We start from the raw sequence: 24,051 nt of genomic DNA on the forward strand, positions 1-24,051 counted from the left end.
GTGCGGTGGGGCCGGCGATTGCCGACCCCACCCGAACCCTTTACTTCAGCCGTACCGCGTCGGTGCCCGGTCCGTCGAGCATCGCGGACCCCAGCAGGATGTCCGGAATGCCGAACCCGTCGATCAGTGTCTCGACGTGGGGGCGCAGGGTGCGGCAACGCTCGTTGATTCCGCGCGTCACGGCCTTCGAACGCTCCACCGACAGATGCCGGTGCTCCATGAACCAGGCCTTGTCCTCTTCGATCACGGACAGTGCGTAGAGATCGCACACCTCGCCGAAGAGTTCCTTTGCGGTCTCGTCCTCGCACGAGTCGATGCCGGCGACGAATGCTTCCAGGATGACGCGCTCGATGTGCGCCTGAGCGGCTTTGAGTACGTGGTCCTGCACGAAGTTGAACGCGTCGAACGGGTTCTCCTCGCGCTTCTGCGCTGCCTGCAATCGCCTTGCCGCAGTGGCGAGTAGGTACTCTTCGCGGTCTTCGAACATCTTCATCTGGGTGCCGCGGTTGAAGAGGCTGCCGTCCTCTTCGTTGTCCTGGCGAGTGTCGACGATCGTCTGCAGGATCTGCTGCGCTGCCGTGCGTTTCTTGACCACGTCGGAGACCGTCGTAGCGGCGAAGCGCATCCAGTCGACCGGGCTCATGCCGCGAACTTCGTCGGCGTAGGAGGTGAGGAGTTCTTTTGCGACCAACTGCGTCAGAACGTGGTTGTCACCCTCGAACGTGGTGAAGACGTCGGTGTCCGCCTTGAGTGCGGTGAGGCGGTTCTCGGCGAGATAGCCTGCGCCGCCGCAGGCTTCGCGTGCCTCCTGGATGGCCCGAGTGGCATGCCAGGTGTTGGCGGCCTTGAGTCCGGCGGCGCGACCTTCGAGTTCGCGCTGCTCCTGCGGATCCGGGTCGTCGCTGCTCTGGATGTCGTGCATCGCGGCTACGAGTTCGTTCTGTGCGAACTGCAGAGCGTACGAGCGGGCGATCAACGGCAGCAGACGCTTCTGGTGGACGAGGTAGTCCATGATCAGGACTTCGTCGTCACTCTTCGGAGCACTGAACTGCCTGCGCTGCAGGGCGTATCGACCGGCGATGGCCAATCCGACGCGGGCGGCCGCTGCCGCGGAACCACCGACGGTGACACGTCCACGAACCAGTGTGCCGACCATCGTGAAGAAACGACGGTTCGGGTTCTCGATCGCCGAGCTGTACGTGCCGTCCTCGGCGACGTCGGCGTAACGGTTGAGTAGATTCTCACGCGGGATGCGGACCTGGTCGAAGACGATGCGGCCGTTGTCGACTCCGGGCAGTCCACCCTTGAGCCCGCAGTCGGACGTCGTGACGCCGGGGAGGTCGTTGCCGGCGTCGTCACGAATCGGCACGACAAAGCAGTGGACGCCCTGACTTTCGCCTCCGGTGATCAGCTGTGCGAACACCGCTGCGACGGTGGCGTGCTGGGCAGCGCCGCCGATGTAGTCCTTGCGAGAGGACGGAGTGGGGGAGTTGACGACGAACTCGCCCGTCTCGACGTCGTAGGTCGCCGTGGTTTCGAGTTCCTGGACGTCGCTGCCGTGACCGGTCTCGGTCATCGCAAAGCAACCGAGCAGGTCCAGATCGATCAGCGGCTTGACGTACGCCTGGTGGTGACGCTCGGTGCCGAGGTTTTCGATGGCGCCGCCGAACAGACCCCACTGGACGCCGGCCTTGACCATCAGTGAGAGGTCGGACATCGCGAGCATCTCGATGCTGGTGACGGCGCCACCCGCGTCGCCCGTTCCGCCGTGAGAGACCGCGAAACCGTTTGCGGCGTACCCGAGATCGGCGAGGACCCGCATCTGTTCGAGAGCCTTGGAGCGCGCAATGGCGGTGTTGGGTGTGTAGTGCGGAGCAAAACGTTCGTCGTTCAATTCGCCGCGAACGCGCTCACGCACCTCCCGCCAGCGTCCGTCGAGTGTTGTCCTGAGGTGGTCCGCTGTGGTGGCCATGGAACCGACGATAGCGCGTAGCGCACCGCGGGCAACCCGGTTCGATCCCAATCTCACATTCAGCAGGAGCCCGCGGCACCCGCTTCGATTCCTTGGCGGAAGAGTTCCTTCTCGCCCTCGGACATAGCCTGGTACGAAGGGTCGTTCTCGACGATCTTCAGGAAGTCGGCGCCCGCCGTCTGGGTCGACGTGTCGCCGCTCTGAACACGCTGCTGAACGTAGACGGACACCGCCGAACACCCGCCGAGAAACGCGGGGTCGGTGCTCGTCGCCGCGGTGGTTCGAGCCGAGTCGGTGGCACTCGGCGGCGACGAAACTGTCGCCTTGTCGTCGTTCGAAGCGTCCGAACCACACGATGTGAGAAGAATCGCAGCCGAGACCATCAGCGTCGTCAACAGTCGCTTCATGCCCGGAATCGTCTCACGCGGGGCCCGGTTCGACCGGAAAACTCGCCTCGAGCACCGAAGTCCTACACCCTGTCGTTGTCAGATTCGACAGAACTGGGACACTGGAAGCCGTGACTGTGTCTTCCGGTGATCCCGACGTGCATGCAACGAACTCCGCTCGGCTCTTCGAACGTGCCGGCAACGTGATTCCGGGTGGCGTCAACTCGCCCGTCCGCGCGTTCGGTTCGGTCGGCGGAACACCGCGATTCATTCGCGAAGCATCCGGCTACACCCTCACCGACGTCGACGGAAACAACTACGTCGACCTGGTGTCGTCCTGGGGTCCGATGATTCTCGGGCACGCTCACCCGGCAGTCGTCGAAGCAGTTCGCGAAGCAGCCCTCGGAGGTCTCTCCTTCGGTGCGCCGACCGAAGGCGAAGTTGCTCTCGCCGAGGAAATCGTCGCCCGCGTCGCGCCCGTGGAAAAGGTTCGTCTGGTCAACTCCGGAACCGAAGCCACGATGAGCGCAGTCCGCCTCGCCCGCGGATTCACCGGGCGGACCAAGATCGTCAAGTTCTCCGGTTGCTATCACGGCCACGTCGACGCCCTTCTCGCCGACGCCGGATCCGGCCTCGCGACGTTCGGGCTGCCGACCTCTCCCGGCGTGACCGGCGCTCAAGCAGAAGACACCATCGTCGTGCGCTACAACGATCTCGACGCGGTGGCCGCGGCCTTCGCGGCCAATCCCGGCGCCATCGCGTGCGTCATCACCGAAGCTGCCGCCGGAAACATGGGCGCCGTCGCACCGCTTCCCGGTTTCAACGAGGGTCTGCGTCGTCTCACCCGTGAGCACGGCGCACTCCTGATCATGGACGAGGTGATGACCGGATTCCGCGTCAGTGCCTCGGGTTGGTACGGCATCGACAACGTCGCAGGCGACCTCTACACCTTCGGCAAGGTCATGAGCGGCGGCCTGCCTGCCGCAGCATTCGGCGGCCGCGCCGACATCATGGGCCACCTCGCACCGGACGGTCCCGTCTACCAGGCAGGCACCCTCTCGGGTAACCCCGTAGCCGTCGCCGCCGGACTCGCGAGCCTGCGCGCCGCCGACGCCGAGGTGTACGCCAAGCTCGGCCGGAACGCGACCGCCCTCGGCGACCTCATGACCCAAGCACTCACCGCCGAAGGCGTCGAACACCGAGTGCAGTACGCAGGCACCTTGGTGAGCGTGTTCTTCACCGAGAACACGGTGACCAACTACGACGAAGCCAAAGCCGCGCAGACCTGGCGATTCCCCGCCTTCTTCCACGCACTGCTCTCCCGCGGCGTGTACCCGCCGCCGAGCGCGTTCGAAGCGTGGTTCGTCTCCGCAGCCCTCGACGATCGAGCCTTCTCGATCATCGCCGACGCCATGCCTCACGCAGCCAAGGCCGCAGCTGCTGCCGTCAAGCCCTGAGCAGTTCCAGTTCCAGAACACCGCACGCTTCCGACATCCATCATCTTCAGCGAGGACCCTCGACTGTGACCGACGCCGATCACCCCGACCACACGTCCACCCGCACCATCGTCCACGTCCTGCGCCACGGCGAAGTACACAACCCGCGCGGGATCCTCTACGGACGGCTCCCGGGTTTCCGGTTGTCGGTGGCGGGCGAAGCTCAGGCTCGTGCGGTCGCGTCGGTGCTCGCCGATCACGACATCACCCACGTGGTCGCGTCGCCGCTGCAGCGGGCACAAGAGACCGCGACTCCGATCGCCGAGGCACACAAGCTCGACATCGTCACGGACGAAAACCTGATCGAGGCAGGCAACGAGTTCGAGGGTCTCAAGGTTGCCGTCGGGGACGGTGCGCTCTCGCGTCCGCGTCACTGGTGGAAACTGCGTGACCCGTTCACCCCGTCCTGGGGCGAGCCCTACCTGCAGATCGCCCATCGCATGCTCGCAGCCGTCAATGCCGCACGCGTCGCGGCAGTCGGACACGAAGCCGTCGTCGTCAGCCATCAACTTCCGGTCTGGACACTGCGTCGATTCCTGCAGGGCGAGCGTCTCTGGCACGATCCCCGTCACCGTCAGTGTGGACTGGCCTCGTTGACTTCACTGGTCTACGAAGGCGACACCCTGGTCGACATCGTCTACTCCGAACCTGCCGGCGCCTCCGACCCGAGAGTGACAGGAGCATGATTTCGCGCCGCATCGCCGCAGCATTCGCAGCCGCTGCGTCGGCGATGCTTCTTCTCTCGTCCTGCGCGACCGGCGATGACGCCGTCGCACAGGGCGGAACTTTCGACTTCGTCTCACCGGGCGGACAAACCAAGATCTTCTACGATCCGCCGTCCGACCGAGGCACCATCGGCAAGCTCTCCGGGCCCGACCTGATGAACGAAGGTCAGAAGGTCGGTGTCGAGGACTTCGAGGGCAAGGTCGTCGTTCTCAACGTCTGGGGTCAGTGGTGCGGACCGTGCCGCGCCGAAGCCGACGACCTGGAACAGGTCTACGAGCAGACCAAGGATTCGGGCGTGCAGTTCCTCGGCATCAACGTCCGCGACGACACCAAGAACAAAGCGCAGGACTTCGTGGTCGACAACAAGGTCTCGTACCCGTCGATCTACGACCCGTCGATGCGTTCGCTGATCGCCCTCGGTGACGGCTACCCCACGTCGGTCATTCCGACGACGATCGTCCTGGACCGCCAGCATCGCGTCGCCGCGGTGTTCCTCCAAGAACTTCTCGCCGAGGATTTACTGCCCGTCGTCCAGCGAGTAGCTCAGGAAGACGCGCAGTAAAGATGACAACCACGACCACTACGCTGCTGGCCGGCAGCGACACATTGAGTGCCGGTGTGGGCGAAGCGTTTCAGAACGCGGCGTCGTCCGGTCCGCTTCTGCTCGCCCTCGGCGCCTGTGTGCTCGCCGGTCTGGTGTCGTTCGCTTCACCGTGCGTCGTGCCGCTCGTTCCCGGCTACCTGTCCTACCTGGCCGGCGTCGTCGGTGCCGACGCTCCCGCGATCACCGCCGAAGAAGCGAAGACGCGGACGATCACCCGGAGCAGTCGACTGAGGGTGGCCGGTGCGGCCGGACTGTTCGTCGCGGGCTTCACCGTTGTGTTCGTCCTCGCGACCGCGTCGGTATTCGGCGTGATCTCCACGCTGCTCGTCAACCGCGAGGTCCTGATGCGAGTGGGCGGTGTCGTCACCATCGCAATGGGTCTCGTCTTCATCGGGCTGATTCCGGCGCTGCAGAAGGACGTTCGTTTCGAACCGCGTCGCGTGTCGTCACTGGTGGGTGCGCCGCTGCTCGGGGGAGTGTTCGCTCTGGGCTGGACGCCGTGCCTCGGTCCGACATTGGCAGGCGTGATGTCCGTAGCGGCGGGAACCGACGGGATGACCGCCGCGCGTGGTGTCACGTTGATCGTCGCGTACTGCATCGGACTCGGCCTGCCGTTCATCATCTTGGCGCTGGGATCGGCGCGCGCGCTGACCGGCGTCGGCTGGTTGCGTCGTAATGCACGCACCATTCAAATTTTCGGCGGAATCATGTTGGTGGCAGTGGGAATCGCCCTCGTCACCGGCGCGTGGGACCAGTTCGTCGGCTGGGTTCGCGACGCATTTATCTCGGAGGTGACGCTGCCGATATGACAGCTGACGACAATAACGACCACCCGAAACCCGTGCTGCCGAAGCAGTCGGTGATCGGTCGAGTCGTTGCACTCGGGCGCAACACCTGGCGCGGGCTCACCTCGATGCGGACCGCGCTGGTACTGCTGTTCCTCCTCGCGCTCGCTGCGATCCCCGGCGCCCTGCTGCCACAGCGAACCCTCAACGAGGGCAAGGTCACCGACTACATCGCCGCGCGTCCGACGCTCGGTCCGTGGATGGACCGCCTCGAATTGTTCGACGTGTTCAGCAGTTTCTGGTTCACCGCGATCTACGCATTGCTCTTCATCTCGCTGGTCGGCTGCATCCTGCCGCGTTGCGTGGAGCACGCGAAGGCGCTGCGCACCCGTCCGGTGAATGCGCCGCGCAATCTTGCTCGCCTGCCGCACCACACCACGAGCGTTGTGGACGGCGAGACTCCCGACGAACTTGCTGCCCGGGTGTCGAAAGAACTGCGCGGGTGGCGCGTCGAAACGCGTCGCGGCGATTCGAAATCACGACGCGAAGGCGAGATCACCATCTCGGCGGAGAAGGGATACCTCCGCGAGTTCGGCAACCTCGTGTTCCACCTCTCGCTGGTCGGATTGTTGATCGCGATCGCCGCGGGCAAGTTGTTCGGCTACGAGGGTAATCGCATCGTCATCGCCAACGACGGCCCCGGGTTCTGCACGACCTCGCCGGCAGTGTTCGACTCCTTCGTCGCCGGTCTGAGCCTCGACGGCACCGGCATGACCCCGCTGTGTGTACGTGTGAAGAATTTCCAGGCCGACTACCTCGAGACCGGTCAGGCCGAGATGTTCACCTCGGACATCTCGTACCAGGCAGGCGACGACCTCGAGTCCGATACCTGGCGGGACACGACCATCCAGGTGAACCACCCACTGCGGATCGCCGGCGATCGTGTGTACCTGCAGGGACACGGATATGCGCCGACGTTCACCGTCACGTTCCCGAACGGTGAGACCCGCACCGAGACGCTCCAGTGGCGTCCGGACGACGCCACGACGTTCCTGAGCAGTGGCGCGATGCGCTTCGACCCGCCGGGCGGCATGTATCCCGATGCGGACGAGCGTCGGAAGAATCAGATTGCCATCGAAGGATTGTTCGCGCCCACAGCGCTGTTCCACGGCAACCTGCTGTCGTCGAGTTACCCGGCGATGAACGATCCGGCAGTCGCCATCGACATCTACAAGGGCGACACCGGACTCGATACCGGTAACCCGCAATCGCTGTTCGAACTCAACACCGAACTGATCAATCAGGGCCGACTGGTCAAGCAGGATCGAGTCAATCTGTTTCCGGGGGAGAGCGCGACGCTTGCCGACGGAACCCAGGTGCGATTCGATGGTGCCGTCGACTTCGTGAACCTGCAGGTCTCCCACGATCCCGCTCAGGTGTGGGTGTTGGTTTCGGCGTTGACCATGATGGCGGGCCTACTCGTCTCGCTCGTGATCAAGCGTCGCCGCGTCTGGGCACGTATCTATCCAGATGACGAACGACGTACTGTAGTAGAACTTGGTGGGCTTGCCCGCACCGACCACGCAGGCTGGGGCGACGAGTTCGACCGCCTCGCCGACCGCTTGCTGAAAAGCAATCCGACCACCGCGGTGAACCAACCGCACGCGCAGGAGAACGCCCGATGACAACGAACGAGACACTCGCGCAGTACAGCGACTGGGCCTTCAAGTCCGCCTTCACCGTGCTCGTGCTGGCGTTTGTGCTGCTCATCGTGCAGTACGCGTCGGCCAGAGCAAAGGCGGTTCAGGACAAGGAACTGGTCTCCGCCGGAGGTGTCGACGCGTCCGTGCCTGGCAGGGTCGCGGAGACTCCGAGCAAGTCGCTCTCGGAGCGATTCGGCGGAATGGGCCGAGCTGTCCTGGTCGTCGGAACGGTGCTGATCATCGCGTCGATCGTGCTCCGCGGATTTGCGACGGAACGATTCCCGCTCGGCAACATGTACGAATTCGTGGCGATGGCGTGTGCGGCGTCGTTGCTGGTCGGGCACGTCCTGTTGATCAAGCCGGCGTACCGTCCGATGTGGGTCTTCCTGCTGGTACCGGTTCTGATCTTGATGTTCCTCGCCGGCACGGTCCTTTACGCCGACGCGGCTCCCGTGGTTCCGGCGCTGCGCTCGTACTGGCTTCCGATTCACGTGACGATCGTCAGCGTCGGTTCCGGAATCTTCATGATCGGCGGTATCGCGAGCCTTCTGTTCCTGCTGCGACTGAAGTTCCCGCCCGGTGACGAAGGCACGAGTATCGGTGGCCGGATCGCAGAGCGACTGCCGGATGCCCAGACTCTCGACCGCTTGGCGTACAAGAGCACGATCATCGCGTTTCCGCTGTTCGGCGCCGGCGTCATCCTCGGTGCCATCTGGGCGGAAGCTGCGTGGGGACGCTTCTGGGGTTGGGATCCGAAGGAGACGATGTCCTTCATCGCCTGGGTGATCTACGCGGCCTACCTGCATGCGAGGGCAACGTCCGGGTGGCGGGAGACGAAGGCCGCCTGGATCAACATCGCCGGTTTTGTTGCGATGCTGTTCAATCTCTTCATCATCAACATGGTCGTCTCCGGCTTGCACTCCTACGCGGGACTCACCTGATCCTCTCGAGGTACCGTGGGTGGCTGCCGACCGGTCTGTAGGTATTACCGGTAGGTACGTCAGGGGCGGGCAACAGTTACGATGCAGCTTGGCGAATTACTAGCTGTCTGGTAGCTGTGGGATCGACGAGGGGGAGCGGCGAGATGGCCGACAAGATTGAAGACGCCGGAGCAGGATTGTGGGAGCCGGTGCGCCCTGCCGAGCCGACGCGGCGCGAGCCGCGCGCATCCGCGCCCGAGCCGTCATCGGACTCGGTTCCCAGCGACGTTCGTAGTCTCTTCGTGGCCCCGGTCGACTCCGGGCCGCTCCAGCAAGTCGCCGGCCAGGCGCCCAGTGCACCCGCCGCTCCGCCGCCGACGACGACCCCAGCGGCTCCGGTGCCAGGTCCCAAGACTCCGGTCATCCAGTATCCGGCAGCGCAGCCAGGCCCGATCAACGGCCAGTTCTCGACCTCGCCTGCGATGCCGATGCAGACCTACGAACCTACGAATCGTGGAGGGTCGCTTCCGGATTCACGAACTGGCGTTCCGCAGCCTGTTCAGAATTCGCAGCCTGTTCGGAACCTGCAGCCTGTCCAGAATTCGCAGCCCGGCCCGACGGCGCATTCATCCGCGAGACCGCTCCAGCAACCGCAGGCACCTTTTTCGCCCGGCGTCCATCCGCCCAATCCCGCGATTCGGCAGTTCGGTCATCCCGGCGCTGCGCCGGTGCAGAACGGCCACGCCCTCCAGAATGGTCAGGCCGTGCCGATGGCCCCGCCGACGGCGCCACCTACTCGCGCTCCGATGCCGCAGACCGGACTCACCTCGGCTCCGGACAGTCGCTTCGAGTCCGCTCTCCCGATGACTGCGCAAGATCTCTCGGCTGCGCTCCTCGTCAAGCGGCCTGTCCGGCCTGCCCCGGTGGGCGGCTGGCGCAAGGCGCTGTACACGTTGTCCGGCCGATCGGTGAACCTCGGAAACGGTGCAAAGGAGCAGCACCTCGTCGAGTTGACGCGCCAGATCAACCAGCCGCTGCAGGGCTGCTACAAGGTTGCGGTGCTCAGTCTCAAAGGCGGCGTCGGAAAAACCACGACCACAGCGACACTGGGGTCGATGTTCGGCTCGATCCGCGGCGATCGCGTCGTCGCTGTCGATGCAAACCCCGACCGGGGAACGCTGAGCCAGAAGATCCCGCTCGAAACTCCGGCAACAGTGCGAAACCTGCTGCGCGACGAGAACAGCATCGAGAAGTACAGCGACGTCCGTGGCTACACATCGCAAAATCGACACCGGCTCGAAGTGCTTGCCTCCGACAGCGATCCAGCAGTTTCAGAGGCCTTCAGCGGTGGGGACTACACGCGCACGGTCGACATGCTCGAGAAGTTCTACAGCATAGTTCTGACCGACTGCGGCACCGGATTGATGCACTCGGCGATGCAGGCCATTCTCGAAGGTGCAGATTCGTTGATCGTCGTCAGTTCCGGTTCCGTCGACGGTGCACGTAGCGCCTCCGCAACACTTGACTGGCTCGACGCTCACGGTTACAGCAGGCTGGTCGCCACGTCCGTAGCTGTCATCAACGCGGTACGGCCTCGCTCGGGCAAGGTTGATCTGCCGCGGGTCGTCGAGCACTTCGAGCAGCGCTGTCGAGCGGTGAAACTGATTCCGTTCGATCCGCATTTGGAAGAGGGCGCCGAAATCGATCTGGACCGGCTGCGTCCAGGTACTCGGGAAGCGGTGCTGGAGTTGGCTGCGGTGGTTGCGCAGGACTTTCCGGCCTCCCCGTTCGCGTTGACGGGGCGGTAATCGGATAGCCGGGTGAGCCCGGACGCTACGTCGACGCGTCAGTCGGCGGTACGTCCGGACCTTCCGTGCGCTTGCGTCGTGTTTGCTGGTTCACATTCCACAGGAATTCGGGATCGTCATCCGGCCCGCGTACACCGCTCACCGGGGTGCGCGTCGACGGATCGGGCCCGAATGCCTTCCACATCAGAACGATCAATGTCACCAAACCCACCAACGCCAACAGATACAACACGGCGCACCTCCTCAGGGAACTGAAGTCGAGCCTACTCAGTCTCCGCCCCGCTTCACCAGAAGTGGTGCGGACAAGCGTTTCGGCTCAGTGCGCTAGTGCTGTATCTGTCGGGTACTGCAAGATCTCTCGGGTACCGCAAAGTGCTTCGAAGTGAGCTGAAGTTGCTCAGTTGTTGTCTGCTTCGGTGGTCAGCGAGCGCAGAAGCTGCATGACCTCGGTCTCACGGAATCGACGATGTCCTCCTGGCGTGCGAAGCGAGCCCAGTCGTCCTGCGTGTGCCCAGCGGGTCACGGTCTTGGGATCGACATGAAACAATGCCGCTACCTGTCCGGGCGTCATGAGTGCGTCTGCGGCGGTATTGAAGGTTGGTGCGCTCATTGTGAGGTCCTCCATGTTGATGTCGAACGTTTGACGAACAGTGATTCCGAACCGAGCAGTGATTCCGAACTTTGGTTCCGAACCGGTGTGTCGACCAGTTGCCAAAAACCTGCGTCGAGTTTGTTTCGAAGTCCTTCGCTCACATTCGACCGTTTTCTGAGTGGTAGCGCAATGTTTGCACAGATATAGCCGGGTAGTCGATCTTTCAAGAAAAAGTAATGTTTAAGTAAAGGACAAAATGGATATAGCGGGCTCGGTCCCACCCGTATTCGGAATGGGTAACCTGAGAGGGTGAGTCAGTTGTCTGAAAACCCCGAAAATGTTCCTTCTGAGCCGGTCAAGGCCAGTAAACCTTCCGCAAACTCTGGGCAAGCAAAGTCGGCTTCCGGGCCGGTGACCAAGGGTCAACTGGCCCGCGACGTGGTGCTGTACTCGGTCGCTCGGCTGCTGCTTGTCGTCGTGATCGGTGCCGTCATCATCGGTGGCGGAAAGCTCGCCGGCACGGACGTTCCCTTGATCGTCGCGGCGCTGTTCGCAGTTCTGATCGCGCTGCCGCTGTCGTTGCTGCTCTTCGCGAAACTGCGCAAGCGTGTCAATGCGGGCATTGCGGCGGTCGACGCCCAGCGTCGGTCCGATCGTGACGATCTTCGCTCCAAGCTGCGCGGAGACGGGCGGTGACCACGGGCTCGCTCGACGTCGACCGTCGGACCTCACGCCAGTGGGTCGACAACGCGGTGCGGTTGATCGAAGCCGACGCGCAACGCAGCGCGGACACTCACCTGCTGCGCTATCCGCTGCCGAGTAACTGTACCGTCCAGCTTTATCTGAAGGACGAGTCGACCCACATCACGGGGAGTCTCAAGCATCGACTCGCACGGTCGCTTTTCCTCTACGCGATCTGCAACGGCTGGGTTACCGAAGAGACCACTGTCATCGAAGCGTCGTCCGGATCGACTGCTGTCAGCGAGGCGTATTTCGCGAAGTTGCTGGGCCTGGATTTTGTCGCGGTGATGCCCGCGAGCACGAGTCCCGCCAAGATCGCGTTGATCGAGGCGCAGGGGGGACGTTGTCATTTCGTGAGCGATCCGTCGTCGATCTACTCGGAATCGCATCGGCTCGCGAGTGAGTTGAACGGTCACTACATGGACCAGTTCACCCACGCCGAGCGCGCGACGGATTGGCGCGGAAACAACAACATCGCCGAATCGATCTTCACTCAGCTCGAACACGAGGAACATCCGATTCCCGACTGGGTGGTCGTCGGAGCCGGGACGGGCGGAACCGGTGCCACGATCGGCCGCTTTCTTCGTTACCGGAAATTCGACACGGGGCTGTGCGTGGTGGACCCGGAGCACTCCGTGTTTTTCGACGCGTGGCGAGCGAGCGATCCGTCGATCGTCGGTACTCGAGGTTCCCGGATCGAGGGCATCGGCCGTCCGCGCGTCGAACCGTCGTTTGTCGGTCAGGTGGTCGACCGAATGATCAAGGTGCCGGACGCAGGCTCGATCGCGGCTGCACGGCACGCCAGCGCGGCCCTGGGGCGCAAAGTGGGCGGCTCGACGGGGACGAACCTGTGGGGAGCTTTTGCGTTGATTGCCGAAATGATGGCGGCCGGGCGCAGCGGCAGCGTCGTCACCCTCCTGTGCGACGGCGGAGAGCGTTACTCGGGGACGTACTACAACGACGAATGGGTGGCGTCGGAAGGGATCGACCTGCTCGGTCCGACGGCAGTGCTGGACGAGTTCGTCCGTTCGGGTGCGTGGACGGCCAGTTCCTGAATCGCCGGCGCCGGACCGTGTGACGGGCGGCTCATCGTCACCCGCGGCCAGGCGTCCAGCCCGGACGACTGCTCGTCCGTTCTGATGCGTATCAGGCCGGGAGAGAGCGTGTTCTCGGCCAGACGCACGAACCCGAGTCGCTCGTAGTACGGCGCGTTCCACGGAACGTCGACGAACGTCGTCAGAGTCACGAGATCGTGGTGATGGTCCGCCGCCCATTCGGTGACGGCGTCGATCAGCTGGGCTCCGAGGCCTTTGCGGGCATGATCGGGGTGAACGGAGACCTGTTCGATATGCGCGCCGCCGTCCACGATCTCGACGAGTGCGTACGCAACGGGCACGTCGTTCGCGTCGGTCTGAACCCAGATGTGCTCGGCCGCGAGAAAATCGTTCAACTCGTCGAGCGTCGGCGGTGGATCGTCTGCGATGGCGTCCATCCCGATGTCTCGGAACGGTTCGCCCGCGGCGACCTCGATCTGTTGCAGTGCGGGTAGGTCGGTGGATATGGCCGAGCGGATCACAGAAACCGTTTTACCTCGAGAAGTGCGTTTCTCCCAGCGCTACGCCTTCTGTAACGCAAACCTACGCAACCGTAGGTTGTGTATCGTTTGGTCAAGGGGCACTTCTCCAGCGAGGGCGGATCATGGGCAATCCTGAAGTTTCACTCGACAATTACGAGGCTGTGTACGAGTACTACCGCAGTCATCAGCAGAACCGATTCGTGGCGAAGCTCGCCTATGCCGCATTGGCGCTGAAGTACCGCCCGCGAGTGAGGTACGCGCCGGGTGCGGAAGCTGCGCTGAAGACTCTCCTGGAACGTAAGACGCAGTTGGTCGTGGCAGTCAATCATCTGACCGAGAGCGACCAGTTCACGCTCGCCGCGACCGCGTGGCGTACTCCGTTGCGTCGAGTGATCGGACGGACCCGGGTCCTCGCCAAAGACGAACTCTTCGTTGATCCTTCACAGCGCAAGAAGGTCGACATGATGGGCAGCATCCCGGTTTTTCGCAGCAAGAACTACGGCCTCCGTGCAGTTTCGGATGCCGGCCGAGTGATGATGGACGTCGCGGCCGAGCGGCTGGGCAACGGGGACTGTCTGGCGATTTTCCCGGAAGGGACGTGCAACACCGAAGATCCGACGCGGCTGCAGCACGTCAACAGCGGAATCGGCCACATCGTCGCGCGCGCCGAGAAGTTGGGATGCTCACCGGCGCTGGTGTCGATCGGCATCAACTACGGTCCGGTGTCCGGCGACGTCAAGGCTGCGAGTGTCTTTGTCGGAATGCCGGTGACCGAACTTCCGGACAAGCCGATGGATATCGCCCGAACTGTGCAGGCGGATTTGCAGGTGGCAGTGAACGGGGCCGTCGCCGGATACTAGGCGCGCCTGTCAATTTTGGTTGACAGATTCCGGTTGTCAACCTAAATTGACATCATGACCGAAGCAACCTCTCTCGCTGCTGCCGCCGGTAGCCCGGATCCCACCGAGGGATTGCGTGCTGTTCGAGCGCTGCGTCGTCTTCTCGAAAAACTCGAGGCCATTCAGGTCGCTAATGCGCGCCGTCACGGATGGTCCTGGCAGGCGATCGCGGAAGCTCTCGAGGTCAGCCGTCAAGCCGTCCACAAGAAATACGCGTCCGCGCAGTCGGAATCGATGCTGCGTTCACTGCGCGAGAAGGGCAGGTAATTGCCATGTTCGAAAGGTTCTCCGCACAGGCTCGAGGCGTCGTTGTCGATGCTGTCGCCGGCTCCGGTCCTGTCACGCCGATGGAACTTCTGACCGCGCTGCTCACCTCTGATCGGGGCATCGCCACCGAGGTGCTCACCGAGTCTGGTGTCACGCTCGACGTGATCCGCCACGCCGGCGCCGGATCGAACGAAGGTAGCTCCAACAATTTCGACGACGACGCCGAGATACTCAAGTCGATCGGCATCGATCTCGATGCGGTTCGGGAGAGTCTCGAGCAGTCCTTCGGCGAAGGTGTGCTGGACGAGACTCCTGTGCCGGACGGCGTCGACACTTCTCGCAAGAGCCGATTCGGGTTCCCTCGTTCACGATTCGAGAAGGACTCCAAGAAGGTGTTGGAACTCTCGCTCCGTGAAGCGCTCGCGCACAAGGACAATCGAATCGGTGCCGAACACATCCTGCTCGGCATCCTGCGTGTCGCCGACGGGCCTACCCGTCAGGCCCTCGAAACGCAGGTCACGATGTCGGTGATCCGTGAGCGCTTGGAAGCGAAGATGAATCGCGCCGCCTAGATTCGGCACGGCTCCGCATGCACGGGGCGGGATGTGCCAGCATTCAGACATGACATTTCTGGCACGTCTCATCATCAACGGCATAGCCATCTGGCTGGCGTCGGCGTGGGTCACCGGCATCACGATCGCCAACCACGACAACGGCACCTGGGGCACGGTTCTCGTGATCGCGGTGATCGCTTTGATCTTCACGGTGGTCAACGCGTTCATCAAGCCGGTAGTGCAGCTTCTCTCGCTACCGCTGCTCATCCTGACTCTCGGATTGTTCACGCTCGTGATCAACGCCCTCATGCTGATGCTGACGGCGTGGATCTCGTCTGGAACGTCCTACGGCTTGACGGTCGACGGCTTCTGGACGGCAGTCTGGGGCGCGCTGATCATCTCGATCGTGAACTTCCTGCTCAGCGCGTTCGTCCCGGACAACCGTTGAGTCCGTCGACTTTCAGGCGAGACTGAGCGCAACTGCGGTCGCGGCACCCCAGACGAGCATGGCGAGTCCGGTGTCGCGCAACGCGGGGATCAGGGCCATACCCTGCCCGCCCGAACGCAGTGGGGCGTTGGCTCGGATTGCCAGTGGCAACGCCAGCAATCCGAGCAATGCCCACGGAGTGCGCAGGATCAGCAGCAGGGTCGCGACGAACGGGACGGCCAGCAGGATCACGTGCAGTGTGCGGGTCTTGGCGTCGCCGAGCCGGACTGCGAGAGTGATCTTTCCGGACTCGGTGTCGGTCGGGATGTCTCGAAGATTGTTGGCAACGAGCACCGCGCTCGAGAACGAGCCGATGGCGATCGCGCCGGCCAGCCCGGCCAGATCCACCCGTTCGGCCTGTACGAACTGAGTTCCCAGCACTGCAATCAGTCCGAAGAAGATGAACACGGCGATCTCGCCGAACCCGCTGTATCCGTACGGCTTCTTGCCGCCGGTGTAGAACCAGGCACCGATGATGCAGAACACGCCGACCGCAACCAGCCACCAGGCTGTGGTCGCCGCCAGAACGAACCCGGCTACCGCGGCAACGGTGAAGCAGCTGATCGCCGCGGCCTTCACGGCTCCGGGACTGACCAACTTCGATCCGACCAAGCGCAGTGGCCCGACGCGGTCGTCGTCCGTTCCGCGGATTCCGTCGGAGTAGTCGTTCGCGAAATTCACCCCGACGATCAAGGCCAAGGAGACGATCAGTGCCAGGAGCGCCTTCCACCACACTGCGAGGTCCAGGGACGCCGCGGCTCCGGTGCCGACCAGCACGGGCGCAATCGCGTTCGGGAGTGTGCGCGGCCTCGCGCCTTCGATCCATTGAGCAGCTGTTGCCATACAACGATCTTTGCACTGTGCAATACGATCGAACGCGGTGGATCAGCACATGACTCGAGACGTGAGTGAGCGCGCCAGGTACGCGCAGTCGGGCGAAGACCTGGCAGACATTGCCTTGCTCGGACCCGTTTCGACCAAAGTGGGCGATCGTCTGGTTCCGTTGCCGGGTCCGCGAGCTCGAACTCTGCTGGTTGCGCTGGCTCGCAATCCGGGTGAGCCACGTACCGCGCAGAGCCTGATCGACGACGTCTGGGGGCTGGAGCCGCCGCGCTCACCGATGAACGCCCTCCACACTCAGGTCTCGCGCCTGCGATCTGCACTCCCGGACGGGGCCCTCGAAGTCACGGCGGCCGGATACCGGCTCACTCTCGCTCGGGAGCGTGTCGACCTGGCCAGGGCAGCGGACGCCGCCCGTGGTATGCGCACCGTCGGCGCCGACGCGTCCGAAGCGCTCGCCGTCACGACCGCGTCATTGCGCCTGTGGCGCGGTACCCCCGGGAGTGACGTCGTCGGCGACGTTGCAGATCGTCTGGCGCTCGACGCAGGCCGGGTGTACGACGAACTGGAGACGGCGCAGATCGACGCGTTGCTCACATTGGGGGAGTACGCGGCAGCCATTCCCCTGGTGCGCGGACGCCATCTGGCGAGCCCATTCGACGACACAGCGGCCGAGGCGTTGATGCGTGCGCTCGCCGGAGCAGGCCGAGTCAACGAGGCACTCGAAGTGTTCGCGGAGTTCCGCAACCACCTCGCCAATCGCCTGGGCGCTGATCCGTCACCCGCACTGGTGACTCTCAACGCGGAACTTCTCGGGGCACCTGCGGCTACACCGCGGGCCGCGCGTGCGATCGGTCTGCGCGCTGCCCCCAACACCTTGCTCGGTCGCGACAACGACATCGACCAGATCGAATCCTTGCTCGCCCGCTCGCGCGTCGTCACCATTCTCGGACCTGGTGGCGCCGGAAAGACCCGTCTCGCACACGAATTGGGCCTGCGCGGATCCGTGAACCAGCCGGGCGTCTCGGTGGTCCTCGTGGAGTTGGCGTCGTTGCGCAGCAGCGAAGATGTCATCGCGGCCATCGGAGGCACCCTCGGAATCAGCGAATCCGATCTGGCGCCAGGCAAATTGACCGTCGGCCGAACGCATTCGGCGAGAGAGCGACTCAAAGAGGCGCTGTCCGCCGGTCCGATGTTGCTCATCCTCGACAATTGTGAGCACGTGATCGGCGCGTGTTCGGAGATCGTGGCCGAGATGATCGCGGCCGGTCGTCAGCTGACGGTACTGACCACCAGTCGTTCTCCGCTCATGATCAGTGCCGAGGCGGTGTACCCGTTGCCGCCGTTGGCGATCGAAGACGGAACCGGCTCGGCAGTCGAACTCTTCTCGGCGAGAGCCCGTGCGGTGCGGCCGTCTGTTCATCTGGACGTCGACGCGGTCGTCAAGCTGTGTACGACGCTCGACGGACTCCCGCTGGCGATCGAGCTCGCTGCCGCGCGGGTCCGCACCATGAGCGTCGACGAAATCGGTTCGAGACTGCGAGACAGGTTCGCGTTGTTGCGCTCCGATGATCCGACGTCTCCGGATCGGCATCGCACCCTGCACGCGGTGATCGACTGGAGCTGGAATCTGTTGGGCAGCGGGGATCAGATTGCGTTGCGTCGATTGTGCCGATTCCCGGCCGGCTTCACCCTTTCTTCGGCGCAAGCCGTTGCCGGGTGGGGCGAGTTGACCGATGTGGCAAGTGCCGTCGAAGCGCTGGTGAATCAGTCACTTCTTTCCGTCAGCGACGGGCAGGGAGATCTTCGGTACTACATGCTCGAGACTGTCCGTGAATACGGCGAGGAGCAACTCGCCGCGTCCGGGGAGGGACCGGAAGTGATTCGGCGCCTCGACGACTGGGCGATTGCGATCGCCGAGGATGCCGTCGTGCGTGCACGGACGGATCAGCTCCGTCTGATTGCCGACCTCGACGCCGAGCACGACAACCTTCTGGCTGTACTGCGCTGGGCCGTGGAACGCGGCGACGCGGTGACCGTAGCCAACGTCTTCCCCGTCCTTGCGATTCTGTGGGCCGTACGAGGATCGAACTCGGAAATCTCGAACTGGGCGTCGAAGATCGTCGGGGCGACCGCGGACAACGATCTGCGCGACGTGAATGCAGAACTGGTGGGCGCTACGTTCATCCTGGTGGCGATGCATCTCTTCTTCGGAGAGGCCGATCGAAACCATGCCCGTGCGCGGATCCGACTTCGAAAGCTGTTGCGTGAGCGCGATGATCTCGGTCCGTTGTTCGCATTTCTGATCAAGCTGACCACGAGTGGGATCGCCAACCACAAACTTGCGCGGTTGGTGGCCGAAGGCGTTCGCAGTTCCGATCCCGAGACCCGCATGGCGGCGTTGTCCGCGCGTTCGAACATGCGGGAGAACATCGGAGATCTGCGCGGTGCGTTGCTGGACGGGGAGACTCTGTTCGACTACGCCACCAGCATCGGTGACGAGTGGGGTCTGGCGATGGCGGCCCAACATGTCGGGTCGGTTCACAGCCAATCCGCCCGCTATGGCGAGGCCATCGAGTTCTACGCGATCGCGGCGGCGTCGATGGAACGCCTCGGTGCGCGTGACGAGGCGATGCAGCTCATCTGCTTTCAAGCCGGAGCAATGATCGCGGCCGGTGACACCGCTGGTGGTCGGGTGCTTCTCGATCGTGCACGTCCGGCATTGGCGCACTCGGGTGGGACCGGGGCCATCGAAACCGATCAACGGCGCGCAGCGCTCATAGCGAGTATCGCCGAGGCGGATCTCGCGGACGGCCGTATCGACGAGGGCTTGGCTCGCTATCGAGAAGCGCTGGAGCTGTTGGGTTCTGCGATCGAGAACATCTTCGGTGATCCCTTCGTCGTTCTGCTCGGTGCCGCGGCTGTGTGCGCTCACGCAGTTCACGGCAGGCACGAACTGGTGGCAGGCCGCGTTCTGCAGATGAAGGAGTCGAGTGCACTCAAGCTCGATCCCAACGGTTACGCGGACCTGCCGCTCGCGGGTTCGTTGGCGTCGGCGATCGGGTCGTTCGATCTTGTCACGGGCAACATCGAACGCGGAGTCGAACTGATGGCTTTGTCGTTGAAAATGCCGGGGAGACAAGACTTCGTCTCGCTCCATCACGCGCGCCTCTCCGACTTCGCGGTTGGTCTGGTCGGAGCCGACAGGTGGTCTGTGGAAACCGAGAAGGTATCGGGTTACTCACGCAGAGCGGTCCGCGAAGCAGTGTTGGCTGCGCTTCGCGGACCGGTGCTGGATTAGGTCTGGACGATGGTGCGGGACTTATGTCTTGCGCATGTACATCCGCACGGTCAAAGGTGCCATGACGGCAACGATCACCGCGGCGCCCACCAGCGACCACACGACGTGGATACCGAAGTGGCCGTCGTTGGCCAGCTCGCGAACCGCGGTCACCAGGTGTGAGACCGGATTGACGTTCACGAACTTCTGAAGCCAACTCGGCATGGTGGCAGGATCGACGAACGCATTCGACAGGAACGTCAGCGGGAACAGCACGAGCATCGAAACACCCTGCACCGTGGACGCTTTGTTCATCAGCACGCCCATGAGAGCGAAGATCCAGCTGATGGAGAAGGCGCACACCATGACCAGGATCGCGGCAGACAGAATGCCGACCACGCCGCCTGCGGGGCGGTAACCCATCGCGAAACCGACGATGAACGTGATGGTCGTGGCGATGCCGTAGCGCACGACGTCGGCGAGCAATGCACCGGACAGCGGGGCGATACGAGCGATGGGAAGGGACTTGAAGCGGTCGAACACGCCCTTGTCCATGTCCTCACGAAGCTGAGTGCCGTGACGATGGAACCGGTGATGACGGTCTGGACGAGGATGCCGGGGATGATCGTCGGCAGATATGCCGTCACGTCACCGGCGATCGCGCCGCCGAAGATGTAAGTGAACATCAACGTGAAGATGATCGGCTGGATGACGACGTCGAACAGTTGCTCGGGGTTGTGCTTGATCTTGAGAATTCCGCGGTACGCCATCGTGAACGTGTTCGCGAAGCTCTGCTGCAGGCTGATGCGGCGGGGTGCGGCATCCGGCTGGGCTATCGGCGACCGGGGTTTGGTGAGGGTGGTTGTCATGCGACGCTCCGATCGGAGTCGTTGTCGGACTGGGCGTCGTTGCGTCCACCGTCTTCGGGCTGGTGCCCGGTGATGGTCAGGAACACTTCGTCCAGGCTGGGTTTCTGTACGTTGATCTCGTCGACGGCGATACCTTGCTCACGCAGACGGATCAACAGGTCCGCCGTGATCGACGGGTCGCTCAGTGGTGCGGTGATCCGCCCGACCTCGGGAGTGACACCCACCTCGACGCTCAGCGCAGCGGCGATGAGCGAGCGAGCCTCCTCGGTGCGATCACGATCGACCAGCTTGAGTTGGAGCGAGGAGATCCCGACCGAAGCCTTGAGTTCGTCGGCGGTGCCGTTGGCGATCACGCGGCCGCGGTCGATCACCGCGATGCGATCGGCCAGTTGATCGGCTTCGTCGAGGTACTGCGTGGTGAGCAACACCGTCGAACCCTCGGCGACGAGTCGCCGGATGGTCACCCACATCTGGGCGCGGGTGCGCGGATCGAGGCCGGTGGTGGGCTCGTCGAGAAACAGCAGCGGCGGGCGCGCGATCAGGCTTGCCGCCAGATCCAGGCGTCGACGCATGCCGCCGGAGAAGTTCTTCAGCGGTTTGGTCGCGGCCTCGACCAGATCGAACTCCTCGAGGAGTTCCAGGGACTTGGTGCGCGCATCGCGGCGGCTCAGGCCGAGCAACCGCGAGAAGATCACGAGGTTCTCGGTCGCCGTCAGATCCTCGTCGACGGAGGCGTACTGACCGGTGACGCCGATCAGGGATCGGACCGCGGTGGGTTCACGGCTGACGTCGTGGCCGAAGATGCGCGCCTCACCGCCGTCGGGGCGAAGGAGAGTGGCGAGCATGCGGACGGTGGTGGTCTTGCCGGCGCCGTTCGGCCCGAGGACGCCGAACACCGAGCCGGTGGGGACGGTGAGGCTGACGCCGTCGACCGCGCGGTGCTCGCCGAACTTCTTGACGAGTCCGTCGGCCTCGATGGCAAGAGGCGAAGCTGTGTGGTTCATGGGATGAAGCTTGGCAGACCGATCTTGCATGGACCTTGCGTGGAACTTGCGGTTACTTGCACAGTGCGCGAGGTCGGTGCTCCACAACCGGCAAACAATCCCCAGACGGATCTTGCTTGTCGGTGTGCGGGCGCGGCGGCATCACGCTCGCTGCATGGAGATTCTTACGCGGGCACAGGCTCACCGGGACGGCACCAGCGACGCGCAGTTGCAGCGAGCGGTCAGGCGCGGCGAGCTGCACCGAATCGCAGCGGGGATCTACATGCGCGCCGATCACTTCCGCGAACTCGATGCGAGAGCACGCCACCGCTGCGCTGTCATGGTAGCCACCGAAAGCTGTGGACCAGGCGCAATCGTGAGCCACGCTTCGGCAGCGGTCATGCACAAATTGGATTGCGGCGGATTGCGATTGGACACCGTGCACATGACGCGTAACCGGTGCTCGGGTGGGCGGAAGAGTCAAACCTTGCATCTTCATCCGGCAGTGGTCCCGGCCGAGGAGGTCGTGCTGATCGACGGCGTCGCAACCACGTCGCTTGCGCGAACGTTCGTCGACCTCGCACGGACGACGCCGTTCGAGACCGCCGTGGTGATCGGTGATTGCGCCCTGCGACGTGGGATGAGGCGTGAGAACGTCGACGCTTCGCTCGATCATGCGCGCGGACGGCTGGGAATGAGTCGCGCTCGAGTGGCGGCGACGTTCATCGAACCAGGTGCCGAGAGTCCGGGGGAGTCCATCAGCCGGGTACGCATGCGCGACGACGGTTGGCCGATGCCGACCCTGCAGCACGAGATCCGTCACGGTGGCCGGTTCATCGGGAGAGTCGATTTCTTCTGGAAAGAGCACGGTGTGGTGGGCGAGTTCGACGGGATGGTCAAGTATCGCGGCGACAATCCAGGGAGGGCGGTAGAGCGCGAGAAACTGCGGGAGGACGCGATCCGGGACGCGGGGTTCGAGGTGTTCCGGTGGGTATGGGCGGATCTTCGCGACTTCGAACGTGTCCGCGAAAGGTTCGAGCGGGCTTGCCTCCGCGGAGCCGCGCGCTGATTGTGCAGCCGCGGCGCTGATCAGGCCTGCGGCTGAACAATCGGGCTGCGGCTGCTAACTGAACCGAGCCACCAGGGCGGCGCGGTCGAGCTTGCCCGGTCCGCGCAGGGGGAGCGCGTCAAGGACGAAGAGTTCCCGCGGCGCTGCGGTGACGTCGAGTGTCCGCTGAGCATGTGCGCGTAGTTCGTCGAGCGTCGGAGCTTCGCCCTCGGGTACGACGACGGCCACCACCCGCTGCCCCAGCCGCGGGTCCTCGATGCCGATCACCGCGCACTCGCGAACGGCGGGGTGATCGGCCAGCGCGGCCTCGACCACCTGCGGTACGACGGTCAGCCCGCCGGTGGAGATTGCCTCGTCCAACCGGCCGGTGATGCGCAGGACTCCGTCGACCACTGATCCGGCGTCGTCGGTCCGGAACCACCCGGGCTCGGCGAAAGCGGGGTGGTCGGCAAGCCCGCGGTACCCGGACGCGAGCATCGGACCGCCCAGCAGTACTCGGCCGTCGTCGATACGAATCTGCGCTCCGGACAACGGGATTCCGTCGTAGACGCAACCGCCGGACGTTTCGCTCATCCCGTAGGTGCGGACGACGGTGATGCCCGCTTCGGTGGCCTGCGCGAGTACCGGTGCGGGAGTAGCAGCGCCGCCGAGCAGAACCGCGTCGAGCGAAGCCAGAGCCTCGACCGCGGCGCGATCACCGAGTGCCTTGACCAACTGCGTCGGCACCAACGAGGTGTAGCGGCGCGGTCCGCTCATCGCGGCGACAGCGCCCGGCAATGCGGCAGGGTCGAAACCCGCACTGACGTCGACGATCACCGGTTGTGTTCCGGCGAGGACACTGCGCAACAGAACTTGCATCCCGGCGATGTGGTGCGGGGGGAGAACCAGTAACCAGGATCCGGTGCCGCCGAGGCGTTCATTGGTCGCGTCGCCGCTGGCTCGCAGTGCGCTCGCGGTGAGCATCGCGCCCTTCGGGGTTCCGGTGGTCCCCGACGTGGCGACCACCAGCGAGATGCCGTCGTCGATTGGCTGATCGGGGTGCAGAGCGTCGCTCAGTCGGGCCGTCTCGCGTGCGTCGGCCGCCGGGACGGGAAGCACGGCGTCGTGCACGCCGTCCAGGATCTGCGCGATGGCAGGCAGTACCTCGAAGACCGCCTCACCCTGTGGAACGGCCAGTGTGCGAAGAACGTTCACCGGACGTCCGGCCCGGCCAGCGGCCAACCACCGGCAGCCAGATGGCTTCGTACGCGGTCGACGTCGGTTTCGAGTGGCATCTCGTTGGTGATCTTCGTGATGAGGACCTGGATGTCGGTCTTCTCGATGGGCAGATCGCCGTCCTCGATCAACGCATCGGCGACGGCGTCGACCTCGGTTTCGGAGAGTCTGCGAGTGAGGAGCGCGAAAAGTGGGATGTAGTCCTGCTCGGGGACGCCATTGGGATAGCCGGCCCGCAACCAGCCGACTATCGACGTGAGGAAGGGCGGAAGGGCCATG

The 24,051-nt window shown here is 63.9% G+C and carries 24 protein-coding genes and 1 pseudogene; 15 read left to right on the forward strand and 10 right to left on the reverse strand.

Features of this window, described 5'->3' with window-relative positions:
* Positions 1-40: 40 nt before the first annotated feature.
* Both QRN54_RS09280 and QRN54_RS09285 read right to left on the reverse strand, forming a co-directional pair.
* A complete protein-coding gene (locus QRN54_RS09280; protein WP_024487810.1) occupies positions 41-1,972 on the reverse strand; it encodes an acyl-CoA dehydrogenase family protein in 1,932 nt (643 codons plus the stop codon).
* Positions 1,973-2,031: 59 nt separating this feature from the next.
* Positions 2,032-2,379 (reverse strand): hypothetical protein, encoded by a 348-nt coding sequence (locus QRN54_RS09285; protein WP_064688330.1) that lies wholly within the window; start codon positions 2,377-2,379, stop codon positions 2,032-2,034.
* Between the two features lie 110 nt (positions 2,380-2,489).
* Between QRN54_RS09285 and hemL the strand changes: the two genes are divergently transcribed.
* The 7 genes from hemL to QRN54_RS09320 all read left to right on the forward strand — a co-directional run bounded on the left by hemL (position 2,490) and on the right by QRN54_RS09320 (position 10,400).
* Positions 2,490-3,815 carry a glutamate-1-semialdehyde 2,1-aminomutase gene (gene hemL / locus QRN54_RS09290; RefSeq protein ID WP_037129903.1) on the forward strand — a complete coding sequence of 442 codons (1,326 nt, stop codon included), beginning with the start codon at positions 2,490-2,492 and terminating at the stop codon, positions 3,813-3,815.
* A gap of 65 nt (positions 3,816-3,880) precedes the next feature.
* Complete coding sequence (locus tag QRN54_RS09295; protein ID WP_003941868.1) at positions 3,881-4,540, forward strand: histidine phosphatase family protein; 660 nt, start codon at positions 3,881-3,883, stop codon at positions 4,538-4,540.
* Positions 4,537-5,142: a TlpA disulfide reductase family protein gene (locus tag QRN54_RS09300; protein ID WP_007735280.1), complete on the forward strand. Its 606-nt coding sequence runs from the start codon at positions 4,537-4,539 to the stop codon at positions 5,140-5,142. The genes QRN54_RS09295 and QRN54_RS09300 overlap by 4 nt, the downstream gene beginning before the upstream one ends.
* Before the next feature lie 2 nt (positions 5,143-5,144).
* Complete coding sequence (locus QRN54_RS09305) at positions 5,145-5,993, forward strand: cytochrome c biogenesis CcdA family protein (RefSeq protein WP_007735278.1); 849 nt, start codon at positions 5,145-5,147, stop codon at positions 5,991-5,993.
* Positions 5,990-7,654 carry a cytochrome c biogenesis protein ResB gene (resB, locus tag QRN54_RS09310; RefSeq protein ID WP_042453041.1) on the forward strand — a complete coding sequence of 555 codons (1,665 nt, stop codon included), beginning with the start codon at positions 5,990-5,992 and terminating at the stop codon, positions 7,652-7,654. The genes QRN54_RS09305 and resB overlap by 4 nt, the downstream gene beginning before the upstream one ends.
* Complete coding sequence (gene ccsB, locus QRN54_RS09315) at positions 7,651-8,613, forward strand: c-type cytochrome biogenesis protein CcsB (protein WP_003941951.1); 963 nt, start codon at positions 7,651-7,653, stop codon at positions 8,611-8,613. The genes resB and ccsB overlap by 4 nt, the downstream gene beginning before the upstream one ends.
* Positions 8,614-8,756: 143 nt before the next feature.
* The gene (locus QRN54_RS09320) at positions 8,757-10,400 is read left to right on the forward strand and encodes a MinD/ParA family ATP-binding protein (RefSeq protein ID WP_082661407.1); all 1,644 of its coding nucleotides are present in this window, start codon (positions 8,757-8,759) and stop codon (positions 10,398-10,400) included.
* Between the two features lie 25 nt (positions 10,401-10,425).
* Here the strand turns inward: QRN54_RS09320 and QRN54_RS09325 are convergent, their stop codons facing one another.
* Both QRN54_RS09325 and QRN54_RS09330 read right to left on the reverse strand, forming a co-directional pair.
* Positions 10,426-10,632 (reverse strand): hypothetical protein, encoded by a 207-nt coding sequence (locus tag QRN54_RS09325; RefSeq protein ID WP_003941996.1) that lies wholly within the window; start codon positions 10,630-10,632, stop codon positions 10,426-10,428.
* A 165-nt stretch (positions 10,633-10,797) separates the two neighbouring features.
* The gene (locus QRN54_RS09330) at positions 10,798-11,010 is read right to left on the reverse strand and encodes a BldC family transcriptional regulator (protein ID WP_003942029.1); all 213 of its coding nucleotides are present in this window, start codon (positions 11,008-11,010) and stop codon (positions 10,798-10,800) included.
* Between the two features lie 291 nt (positions 11,011-11,301).
* Between QRN54_RS09330 and QRN54_RS09335 the strand changes: the two genes are divergently transcribed.
* Together QRN54_RS09335 and cds1 are read left to right on the forward strand one after the other, a co-directional pair.
* A complete protein-coding gene (locus QRN54_RS09335; RefSeq protein ID WP_030535490.1) occupies positions 11,302-11,688 on the forward strand; it encodes a DUF4229 domain-containing protein in 387 nt (128 codons plus the stop codon).
* Positions 11,685-12,788 carry an L-cysteine desulfhydrase Cds1 gene (gene cds1, locus QRN54_RS09340; RefSeq protein ID WP_209448476.1) on the forward strand — a complete coding sequence of 368 codons (1,104 nt, stop codon included), beginning with the start codon at positions 11,685-11,687 and terminating at the stop codon, positions 12,786-12,788. The genes QRN54_RS09335 and cds1 overlap by 4 nt, the downstream gene beginning before the upstream one ends.
* Here the strand turns inward: cds1 and QRN54_RS09345 are convergent.
* A complete protein-coding gene (locus tag QRN54_RS09345) occupies positions 12,686-13,309 on the reverse strand; it encodes a GNAT family N-acetyltransferase (RefSeq protein WP_285181887.1) in 624 nt (207 codons plus the stop codon). The genes cds1 and QRN54_RS09345 overlap by 103 nt on opposite strands.
* A 122-nt stretch (positions 13,310-13,431) precedes the next feature.
* Here QRN54_RS09345 and QRN54_RS09350 point away from each other — a divergent pair, with 122 nt between their 5' ends.
* The 4 genes from QRN54_RS09350 to QRN54_RS09365 are packed head-to-tail and all read left to right on the forward strand — an operon-like array spanning position 13,432 to position 15,477.
* A complete protein-coding gene (locus QRN54_RS09350; protein ID WP_285181888.1) occupies positions 13,432-14,169 on the forward strand; it encodes a lysophospholipid acyltransferase family protein in 738 nt (245 codons plus the stop codon).
* A gap of 54 nt (positions 14,170-14,223) precedes the next feature.
* Entirely contained in the window at positions 14,224-14,475 is a 252-nt protein-coding gene (locus QRN54_RS09355) for a helix-turn-helix domain-containing protein (protein ID WP_003941869.1), read from the forward strand.
* 5 nt (positions 14,476-14,480) lie between these two features.
* Positions 14,481-15,047: a Clp protease N-terminal domain-containing protein gene (locus tag QRN54_RS09360; protein ID WP_003941949.1), complete on the forward strand. Its 567-nt coding sequence runs from the start codon at positions 14,481-14,483 to the stop codon at positions 15,045-15,047.
* 49 nt (positions 15,048-15,096) lie between these two features.
* Positions 15,097-15,477: a phage holin family protein gene (locus QRN54_RS09365; RefSeq protein WP_003941998.1), complete on the forward strand. Its 381-nt coding sequence runs from the start codon at positions 15,097-15,099 to the stop codon at positions 15,475-15,477.
* A gap of 12 nt (positions 15,478-15,489) precedes the next feature.
* Here QRN54_RS09365 and QRN54_RS09370 read toward each other — a convergent pair whose 3' ends face one another.
* Positions 15,490-16,359 (reverse strand): 1,4-dihydroxy-2-naphthoate polyprenyltransferase, encoded by an 870-nt coding sequence (locus QRN54_RS09370; RefSeq protein ID WP_019744341.1) that lies wholly within the window; start codon positions 16,357-16,359, stop codon positions 15,490-15,492.
* Positions 16,360-16,408: 49 nt separating this feature from the next.
* On the opposite strand from QRN54_RS09370, the gene QRN54_RS09375 reads away from it, so the two are divergent.
* Positions 16,409-19,657 (forward strand): AfsR/SARP family transcriptional regulator, encoded by a 3,249-nt coding sequence (locus QRN54_RS09375; RefSeq protein WP_285181889.1) that lies wholly within the window; start codon positions 16,409-16,411, stop codon positions 19,655-19,657.
* Between the two features lie 21 nt (positions 19,658-19,678).
* Here QRN54_RS09375 and QRN54_RS09380 read toward each other — a convergent pair.
* Positions 19,679-20,505 (reverse strand): annotated as a pseudogene (locus QRN54_RS09380) (ABC transporter permease).
* On the reverse strand, positions 20,502-21,509 hold the full coding sequence (locus tag QRN54_RS09385; protein ID WP_003941960.1) for a daunorubicin resistance protein DrrA family ABC transporter ATP-binding protein: 1,008 nt from the start codon (positions 21,507-21,509) through the stop codon (positions 20,502-20,504). The pseudogene QRN54_RS09380 and the gene QRN54_RS09385 overlap by 4 nt, the downstream one beginning before the upstream one ends.
* A gap of 154 nt (positions 21,510-21,663) precedes the next feature.
* On the opposite strand from QRN54_RS09385, the gene QRN54_RS09390 reads away from it, so the two are divergent.
* Positions 21,664-22,557: a hypothetical protein gene (locus QRN54_RS09390; protein ID WP_285181890.1), complete on the forward strand. Its 894-nt coding sequence runs from the start codon at positions 21,664-21,666 to the stop codon at positions 22,555-22,557.
* 54 nt (positions 22,558-22,611) lie between these two features.
* Here QRN54_RS09390 and menE read toward each other — a convergent pair whose 3' ends face one another.
* Both menE and QRN54_RS09400 read right to left on the reverse strand, forming a co-directional pair.
* Positions 22,612-23,751, reverse strand: a complete 1,140-nt coding sequence (gene menE, locus QRN54_RS09395; RefSeq protein WP_285181891.1) for an o-succinylbenzoate--CoA ligase — start codon at positions 23,749-23,751, stop codon at positions 22,612-22,614.
* Positions 23,748-24,050: a DUF3349 domain-containing protein gene (locus QRN54_RS09400; protein ID WP_003941976.1), complete on the reverse strand. Its 303-nt coding sequence runs from the start codon at positions 24,048-24,050 to the stop codon at positions 23,748-23,750. Before QRN54_RS09400 ends, menE begins: the two co-directional genes overlap by 4 nt.
* Position 24,051: the final 1 nt, after the last annotated feature.

Source organism: Rhodococcus sp. MEB032 (genome assembly GCF_030208925.1).
Lineage (GTDB): Bacteria > Actinomycetota > Actinomycetes > Mycobacteriales > Mycobacteriaceae > Rhodococcus_F > Rhodococcus_F qingshengii.

What these genes read in the sequence shown, in the direction of transcription:
- QRN54_RS09300 (WP_007735280.1), top strand. Translation starts at nt 4,537, where the DNA reads ATGATTTCGCGCCGCATCGCCGCAGCATTCGCAGCCGCTGCGTCGGCG.
- QRN54_RS09390 (WP_285181890.1), top strand. Translation starts at nt 21,664, where the DNA reads ATGGAGATTCTTACGCGGGCACAGGCTCACCGGGACGGCACCAGCGAC.
- QRN54_RS09285 (WP_064688330.1), bottom strand. Translation starts at nt 2,379, where the DNA reads ATGAAGCGACTGTTGACGACGCTGATGGTCTCGGCTGCGATTCTTCTC.
- QRN54_RS09365 (WP_003941998.1), top strand. Translation starts at nt 15,097, where the DNA reads ATGACATTTCTGGCACGTCTCATCATCAACGGCATAGCCATCTGGCTG.
- QRN54_RS09400 (WP_003941976.1), bottom strand. Translation starts at nt 24,050, where the DNA reads ATGGCCCTTCCGCCCTTCCTCACGTCGATAGTCGGCTGGTTGCGGGCC.
- QRN54_RS09320 (WP_082661407.1), top strand. Translation starts at nt 8,757, where the DNA reads ATGGCCGACAAGATTGAAGACGCCGGAGCAGGATTGTGGGAGCCGGTG.
- QRN54_RS09375 (WP_285181889.1), top strand. Translation starts at nt 16,409, where the DNA reads ATGACTCGAGACGTGAGTGAGCGCGCCAGGTACGCGCAGTCGGGCGAA.
- QRN54_RS09350 (WP_285181888.1), top strand. Translation starts at nt 13,432, where the DNA reads ATGGGCAATCCTGAAGTTTCACTCGACAATTACGAGGCTGTGTACGAG.
- QRN54_RS09360 (WP_003941949.1), top strand. Translation starts at nt 14,481, where the DNA reads ATGTTCGAAAGGTTCTCCGCACAGGCTCGAGGCGTCGTTGTCGATGCT.
- QRN54_RS09385 (WP_003941960.1), bottom strand. Translation starts at nt 21,509, where the DNA reads ATGAACCACACAGCTTCGCCTCTTGCCATCGAGGCCGACGGACTCGTC.
- QRN54_RS09305 (WP_007735278.1), top strand. Translation starts at nt 5,145, where the DNA reads ATGACAACCACGACCACTACGCTGCTGGCCGGCAGCGACACATTGAGT.
- ccsB (WP_003941951.1), top strand. Translation starts at nt 7,651, where the DNA reads ATGACAACGAACGAGACACTCGCGCAGTACAGCGACTGGGCCTTCAAG.
- QRN54_RS09280 (WP_024487810.1), bottom strand. Translation starts at nt 1,972, where the DNA reads ATGGCCACCACAGCGGACCACCTCAGGACAACACTCGACGGACGCTGG.
- QRN54_RS09370 (WP_019744341.1), bottom strand. Translation starts at nt 16,359, where the DNA reads ATGGCAACAGCTGCTCAATGGATCGAAGGCGCGAGGCCGCGCACACTC.
- resB (WP_042453041.1), top strand. Translation starts at nt 5,990, where the DNA reads ATGACAGCTGACGACAATAACGACCACCCGAAACCCGTGCTGCCGAAG.
- QRN54_RS09355 (WP_003941869.1), top strand. Translation starts at nt 14,224, where the DNA reads ATGACCGAAGCAACCTCTCTCGCTGCTGCCGCCGGTAGCCCGGATCCC.
- QRN54_RS09330 (WP_003942029.1), bottom strand. Translation starts at nt 11,010, where the DNA reads ATGAGCGCACCAACCTTCAATACCGCCGCAGACGCACTCATGACGCCC.